Source organism: Mesorhizobium sp. P3_A9 (genome assembly GCF_056402975.1).
Map to the genome: position 1 here is coordinate 1 of NZ_JBFUGJ010000320.1, position 6,731 is coordinate 6,731.

8 protein-coding genes and 1 pseudogene are annotated in these 6,731 nt (G+C 63.3%); 2 read left to right on the forward strand and 7 right to left on the reverse strand.

From position 1 onward, the window contains the following. Positions 1-82 (reverse strand): annotated as a pseudogene (locus tag AC1DX0_RS28410) (response regulator); the annotation flags it as partial. A 245-nt stretch (positions 83-327) separates the two neighbouring features. Beyond that, the gene (gene chpT / locus AC1DX0_RS28415) at positions 328-957 is read right to left on the reverse strand and encodes a histidine phosphotransferase ChpT (protein WP_477219858.1); all 630 of its coding nucleotides are present in this window, start codon (positions 955-957) and stop codon (positions 328-330) included. Between the two features lie 417 nt (positions 958-1,374). On the opposite strand from chpT, the gene AC1DX0_RS28420 reads away from it, so the two are divergent. After that, positions 1,375-1,911: a DUF1134 domain-containing protein gene (locus AC1DX0_RS28420; protein WP_477219857.1), complete on the forward strand. Its 537-nt coding sequence runs from the start codon at positions 1,375-1,377 to the stop codon at positions 1,909-1,911. Positions 1,912-2,071: 160 nt separating this feature from the next. Beyond that, positions 2,072-3,223, forward strand: coding sequence for a coiled-coil domain-containing protein (locus AC1DX0_RS28425; RefSeq protein WP_477357714.1), 1,152 nt, complete (start codon positions 2,072-2,074; stop codon positions 3,221-3,223). Between the two features lie 43 nt (positions 3,224-3,266). Here AC1DX0_RS28425 and AC1DX0_RS28430 read toward each other — a convergent pair whose 3' ends face one another. The 5 genes from AC1DX0_RS28430 to AC1DX0_RS28450 all read right to left on the reverse strand — a co-directional run. Beyond that, positions 3,267-4,061: a TrmH family RNA methyltransferase gene (locus AC1DX0_RS28430; protein ID WP_477357718.1), complete on the reverse strand. Its 795-nt coding sequence runs from the start codon at positions 4,059-4,061 to the stop codon at positions 3,267-3,269. A 103-nt stretch (positions 4,062-4,164) separates the two neighbouring features. Further along, positions 4,165-4,509, reverse strand: coding sequence for an ArsR/SmtB family transcription factor (locus tag AC1DX0_RS28435; RefSeq protein ID WP_477220281.1), 345 nt, complete (start codon positions 4,507-4,509; stop codon positions 4,165-4,167). Between the two features lie 155 nt (positions 4,510-4,664). Then, entirely contained in the window at positions 4,665-5,444 is a 780-nt protein-coding gene (locus AC1DX0_RS28440; RefSeq protein ID WP_477219854.1) for a HugZ family pyridoxamine 5'-phosphate oxidase, read from the reverse strand. A 22-nt stretch (positions 5,445-5,466) separates the two neighbouring features. Then, positions 5,467-6,228 carry a 3-hydroxyacyl-CoA dehydrogenase gene (locus tag AC1DX0_RS28445; RefSeq protein ID WP_477219853.1) on the reverse strand — a complete coding sequence of 254 codons (762 nt, stop codon included), beginning with the start codon at positions 6,226-6,228 and terminating at the stop codon, positions 5,467-5,469. 69 nt (positions 6,229-6,297) lie between these two features. Then, a partial coding sequence (locus AC1DX0_RS28450) for a GNAT family N-acetyltransferase (protein ID WP_477357720.1) occupies positions 6,298-6,731 on the reverse strand: 434 nt, incomplete at its 5' end.

The window sequence follows — 6,731 nt, forward strand, 5'->3', positions numbered from 1 at the left end:
CCACCATGTCGGAACCGCCCAGGATGCGTTTTGCAACCTTCCTGATGACGCTTGAGTCGTCGACGAACATGCAGCGTTTCATTCCGGGTCCTCTTTGCCCTTGGGCAATCCGGTCGTGCGGGCATCTGGTGACCACCCTAGACCGATCTGGTAAAGAACCCGAAAAGCCTTTAGGTAAAATTTTTGCAAAGATGCCGTCTGAAGGACTTTTCTTTGCAGATGCTTCCATGCGGCCGATCGGGAAAGGCTCAACGCTTACGATCGAGCCATCACGGCAATATTAGACATTTGAAATACTTTATTTTGCCTTGCAAATCGGCCGGATGCTCAGGCCGCCGAAAGCACGATTTCTTCCGCCGTCGCATGGATCGATATCGTCATGCCGGCCTCGCGGGCCAGAAGCAGCGTGTAGTAAGGCTGCACCGAATGCGCATCGATCGGCTCTTCCGGCTTGTGGCCGGAATGCAGTTCGAGGAATTTCGGCGGCACGCGCAGCATCGGGCCGCTTGCCGAAAGCGAAATGCGCGGCTCGGTGTCGAGATTCTCGAGGGTGACGACCAGCTTGCCGCCGCGCGGAATGGCGGCATTGGCGACCAGGATCAGGTTGAGCAGCAGCTTGACCTTGTTCTTGGGCAGCAGCGCGCGCGCGCCGTTCCAGATCAGTTCCGGTTTTTCGTTCTTGAGGAAGGCGATTGCCACCGCTTCGGCATCGCCGGTGTCGATCAACATGCCGGCGGAACCCGCCGCGCCGAAGGCGATGCGGGCGAACTGCAGCCTGGCCGAGGCGTTCTTGGCGCTCTGGCGGATGAGCCGCATGGCGTCTTCGTCGGCGCCGCCCTCGTCAAGCAGTTCAAGCCCGTTGTTGATCGCGCCGACCGGCGAGATGATGTCGTGGCAGACGCGGCTGCACAGAAGCGCCGCCAGGTCGACCGCGGAGAGGGTGAACAGATCGGCCATCGGCGAAAATCCCTGCAAAATTCCACAATTCGTGGCCGAGCGATTGATCGTCGCGCCTGCCCAACACGAATCACGCTTCAACCCGAGGCTTTCTGAATACACAGCACTCGTACGTACAGCAACAAACGCGAAATTGTCGTCACGGCAAATGGCGTGTTCGCGTAGCCTGCCGGCCCCGCGCGCCCCCAAAAGCCAGCCTTCGAACCGCCATCTTCCTGTGGGAGTTAATGGTTGAAAAAGGATTACGGCATAGTTTGCCCCTAACAGTCATCCTTAACGGCCGCCTAAAGAGCCGGACCGGATGCGAGGCGTCGGCGAAAGTGCTCCATGACGGAGATTGGAAGCATGTTTTCCCGATACTACGACCGGAGTTTCCTCCGCGTCATCTCAGGCCGGAACTTTCTCCGTGTCTGCTCAATGGCGATCACGCTCATGGGCGTTCTCGTCTTCTCGACCTCAGCCCTGCGGGCCCAGGAATACACCGCTCAGGAGATTGTCGATTCCGGCCACAAGTTCTTCGGCGCGACATCGGGTGGGCTCGCCACCGTCGTCGAGAAGATCTTCTCCTCCTACGGCTTGCCCAATGGCTATCTGCTCGGTGAGGAGGGGTCGGGCGCGCTGATCGGCGGCCTGACCTATGGCGAAGGCACGCTCTACACCAAGAATGCCGGTGACCACAAAGTGTTCTGGCAAGGTCCGTCGCTGGGCTGGGATTTCGGCGGCGAAGGGTCCCGGGTGATGATGCTGGTCTACAATCTCGACGATGTCGGCAACCTCTATAACCGCTATGGCGGCGTGGCCGGGTCGGCCTATGTGGTGGCGGGTGTCGGTTTCAATGTGCTGAAGAACAACAATGTGCTTCTGGTGCCGATCCGCACCGGTGTCGGCGCCCGGCTCGGCGTCAATCTCGGCTATTTGAAGCTGACCGAGCGGGCGACGTGGAATCCGTTCTAAAGTCCCGCTGGTTTTGACCGCAATGCCGACTTTTCGATGGGATTTGTAGGCCTGTGACCCCCAATGCGCCGCGGCAAGCTCTTGCCGCAGCGCCGGATTTCCGCCATGCCAGTATGATGCGGTTCAATCCAAGTGGTTGCCGCCGATAGCGGGTTGTCCTTTGGTYCAGTCGRTCCTGTTCTTYGCTCTCGGCTTTCTSTGCGCCGGCTTTCTGGCGCTGATGGTGGCTCCGGCCGTCTGGCGGCGTGCCGTCGCCTTGACCCGCAGGCGCATCGAGGCCTCTATTCCGCTGACGCAGTCCGAGATCCAGGCCGACAAGGACCGCATCCGGGCCGAGTACGCCATGGCGACGCGCCGCCTCGAAATGAACGTCAAGGCGTTGCGCGAGAAGGCGGCCGAACAACTCGTCGAGATCAATCGCGGCCGCGAGGCGTTGAAAGGGCTGGCGGTCGAGCGCACGGACAAGAACCACGCGCTCGCCGAACTCGGCGCCAAGAGCGAGGCGCTGCGGCAGCGCGAAGAGGAACTGCATCAGCTTTCGGAGCGGCTCAAGGAAACCGAGCGCAWGCTGGARAAGCGKGCGCTCGARCTCGAAAAGCTGGAGCACATGTAYGACGAYGCCAGYTTYTCCTCCWCCAGCCGSCAGATCGAGCTCGTGGCGCGCGAATCCGAATTGCAGAAGCTTGCCAGCGACATCTCGCTGCTGCGCGGCCAGCGCAAGGAAGCGGATCGGCGCCAGCAGGAGATCGCGGCCGAAAGCAAGGCCGCGCGCGATGCCCTGAAGGCGGAGAAGAAAAGGGCGTCCGAACTCGACAAGAAGGTCGAACGGCTGCTGGCAACGCTCGCCGATCGCGAAGACAAGCTCGACCGCCGCGAAAACGAGCTGGCGCGGCTGCGCGAAAAGGCTAAGGCCGAGGACGGCGGGCCGGCCTTGCGGCTGGTCGGCAAGCCGGATGAAGCGGGCAGACATGACGAGGCCACGCGGCGCGATGATCTGGATCAGGCGATCGCCAAGCTCGACAGCGATCGCGAGCGGCTGGAGGCGAGGCTGACGGCGCTGGCGCGCGAGAACAAGCGGCTCAAGGCGGATCTCGGCGTCATGGCATCGTCGGGTTCGGCGAATGGCACCGCCGCGCTGCGCGAGCAGATGAATGAGTTGGCGGCTGAAGTCGTCCACCTGACGGCCAAGCTCGAGGGACCTGATTCACCGATCGCCAAGGCGCTGGCGGCCCCGGCGGACAGCGGATCCGACGGCGGCGACCGCAGCCTTGCCGACCGCGTGCGGGCCTTGCAGAAGGCGGCCGCGAACTGAGGCGGCGGTGCGGGCTATCCCCTTGCGCGGGGTACCTACAGCATCAGCGCGAAAATCGGTGCAGGGCAATAGCTGACGCTGCGGCGACGTTCAGGCTGTCGAAGCCTTTCGACATGGTGATCCGCACGGTTTGCAGACGCGCAAGCAGGCTTTCGGGAAGGCCTTCGCCCTCAGTGCCAAGATAGAGCGCCAGGCGCCCGGCCAGCTTTGCATCGCGAATGTCTATTCGTCCGCGCGGCGACAGGGCGAATTGTTCAAACCCCTGTTCGGCGAGCATCGCCGTAAAGCCGGAGATGTCGGTGAAGGAGGCGAAGGGTACTTTCAGCGCCGCGCCGACCGAAACGCGGATCGCCTTGCGGTACAGCGGATCGCAGCACGTGGCGTCCATCAGCACGGCATCGGCGCCGAAGGCGGCGGCATTGCGAAAGATCGAGCCCATATTGTCGTGGTTGGCGATGCCGACGAGCACCACCACCAGGGCCTGAGCGGACAAGGCATCCAGCAATGGCCCGGCCGCCAGCGGCGCCTCCTTACGGCCGATGGCCAGGATGCCGCGATGCATGTGGAAGCCGGCAATCGCATCCATCACCGTGCTGGTGACGACGTAGACCGGCAGGTCCGCGGGCGCCTTGTGAAGGATATCGTTCAGGCCGCTGAGCCGGTTTTCCAGGACCAGAACGGAGTCCGCGCCAAAGCGGCCGGACGACAGGAGCAGATCGAGCACCACCTTGCCTTCGGCRACGAARCGGCCKTGCCGGCCGGCGAGRTCACGTTCGCGGATATCGAGATAGGCTGCGACGCGCGGATCCCGCGGGTCGTCGATGCGAATTGGGTCCATGTCCTCCGCTCAAAAATCGAGAGCGCGGTTCGTGCGTCGAGAAAGACACACAAGCCACGCTCCGGAAATCGTTAGCGAGGTAAACGGCCGCAGGAGCGCCCGGTCAAGTCCCGGCGCGGCGCAATCTGTGCGCCATCTGGGACAGGTCCTCCTTGCCGCTGCCGAAAATACCATCCAGCACGACAAGCAGCTCGCGCACGGCATCGGATTTGCAGGAGTAGTAGATCATCTGACGGTCGCGGCGGGTGTCCACGAGGTCAAGCGCCCGCAGCTTGGCAAGATGCTGGGAGAGGGCGGATTGGCTGAGCATCACCTTTTCGGCGATAGCGCCGACCGACATTTCACCGTCGATCAGATAGCTCATGATCAACAGCCGTTTTTCGTTGCCCATCAGCATCAGAAATTCGGCAGCCGATTCGGCGTTTGCTATTAGCTTTGTCGAGACCATGAATGCCCCATGCTGTTTGTTCATCGAGGCGCCATGGGGGCAATGGGGCCTGAATCCAAAAAATCACTTGCGAACGGCCCCTGACGAGTCAGCGCCATCTCTGAAAGGTAGAACATTTCTTTCAAATCTCAAGTGTTGCTTTTGATCAAATGCAATTAAGTTTGGCTATTTTCCTGCCCGGCAGCCCTGCCGCTCCTGGCCATCTCGACCAGAGCGGGTCTCAACTCCCGCGCCGATACCAGGGGTTGTGGGAAGAATACTCGGCAAACATTGTCTCTCGACACCAGATCCATGCCATCGGCGTCCAAACCGGCGATGCTCCAGCCGTCGCCAGATGCCCCGGCAAAATGATGCGCATAAACGGCGATCGCGTCGAGATGGTCCGCGTTCATGTGCTCGACGGCGGATTGTTCGCTCGCCGCAAGTTCTTCGACGATGGGACCGACGGCGACAAGATCGGAGCGATCGAGCAGATAGGCCTTGCCGAAGCCGCCATTGAGGCTGGCGCGTTGCGGCTCGAGGCGAAAGATCGAGAAGTCGCCGAGCCCGGCATAGAGGCTGGCCTTGGGATTGCGGTTGAGATAGCGGCGCTCGGCGCGAGCATGCGCCTCCGAGCCACGTTCGAGCCGCGATGCCTGGCAGATCAGCGTCAGGCGCGGATGCGCCAACGGGTCGCCCTTGCCGGGCTCGCCGAGCAGCAGGGAACAGCGTGGCTCGGCAAGCATGGCAGGCGTGTGCGCCGACAGCATCGAGACCAGGATCAGCGGCGCGCCGTCGATGTCTGTGGCGACGCCGACCCGGCTTGCCAGCGGCGACCCGGTCTGCGGCTCCAGCACCGCCAGGGCGCCGAAGCGGGCGCTGCGCAGAAGCGTCTTCGCCAACCGGATCGCCTCGGCGTCGGTTTCGCGGATCACGTCCTTCTTTCGATCGTCCAAGGGTCTTGCTCTGCCAAGTTGATTACTTCGGCGCCATGCGGATGGCGCCATCGAGGCGGATGGTCTCGCCGTTGAGCATCTGGTTTTCGACGATGTGCAGGGCAAGTGCGGCATATTCGGATGGTTCGCCGAGGCGCGACGGGAAGGGCACGGCGGCGCCCAGTGAATCCTGCACATCCTGCGGCATGCCGGCCATCATCGGTGTCTTGAAGATGCCGGGTGCGATGGTGCAGACGCGGATGCCGGAACGGGCAAGGTCGCGCGCCACCGGCAGTGTCATGCCGACGACGCCGCCCTTGGAGGCGGAATAGGCGGCCTGGCCGATCTGGCCATCATAGGCGGCGACGGAAGCGGTGTTGACGATGACGCCACGCTCGCCGCCCTGCAGCGGCTCGAGCTTGGCCGCGCGGTCGGCGACCAGCCGGATCATGTTGAAGGTGCCGATCAGGTTGACCTCGATCACCTTGCGGTACTGGTCGAGCGGATGGGGTCCATCCTTGCCGATCGTCTTCACGCCAATGGCGATGCCGGCGCAATTGACCAGGATGCGCGGCTCGCCCAGCTTGCTCGCCGTCTCGGCGACGGCTGCGGCACCACTGTCGGCGCTGCTGACGTCGCATTGCACGGCAATGCCGCCGATCTCGGCCGCGACCTTGGCGGCGCGATCGATGCCGACATCGAAGATGGCGACGCGGGCGCCTTTGGCGGCAAGCGCACGCGCCGTCGCTTCGCCAAGACCGGAGCCGCCGCCGGTCACGATCGCGATCTGGCCGTTCGGATTCATGGCATCATTCCTTCCTGTGAAAGTAGGAAAGGATCAGTGCCAGATCGAACGGGAAGGTCAAGCCATTGCCTAGACGTGCTCTGCGATCCTGGCCTGGCTGGCATGACCGACCTCGCCCGTGAGCCTGGCGACCGCGCCCGGCGTGATCTCGTGCGACAGAAGCCGGTCGAGATCGACGGGGCGCGGCATCGAGATCTGGCCGCGCGGGATGCGCTTGAAGCCGAGCGGCCCGTAATAGGGCTCGTCGCCGACCAGTATGACGGCCGGCGCGCCGGCCTTGACGGCTGCCTCCAGTGCGATCGCCACCAGCCGGCGGCCGATGCCGAGATTCTTGAAGGCCGGCCGCACGGCGAGCGGCCCGAGCATCAGCGCGCGGCCGGCGCCGGCGGCAATGCGGGTCATGCGCACCGAGGCGACGACGAGGTCGCCGTCGACCGCGACAAAGGACAGCGCGCGCTCGTGGCCGCCGGCTTCGCGGATCTTGTAGGCGGCCAGCACGAAAC

Bases quoted from the DNA above. Each gene is read 5' to 3' on its own strand.
- chpT (WP_477219858.1), bottom strand. From the start codon at position 957: ATGGCCGATCTGTTCACCCTCTCCGCGGTCGACCTGGCGGCGCTTCTG.
- AC1DX0_RS28420 (WP_477219857.1), top strand. From the start codon at position 1,375: ATGGCGATCACGCTCATGGGCGTTCTCGTCTTCTCGACCTCAGCCCTG.
- AC1DX0_RS28435 (WP_477220281.1), bottom strand. From the start codon at position 4,509: ATGGTCTCGACAAAGCTAATAGCAAACGCCGAATCGGCTGCCGAATTT.
- AC1DX0_RS28445 (WP_477219853.1), bottom strand. From the start codon at position 6,228: ATGAATCCGAACGGCCAGATCGCGATCGTGACCGGCGGCGGCTCCGGT.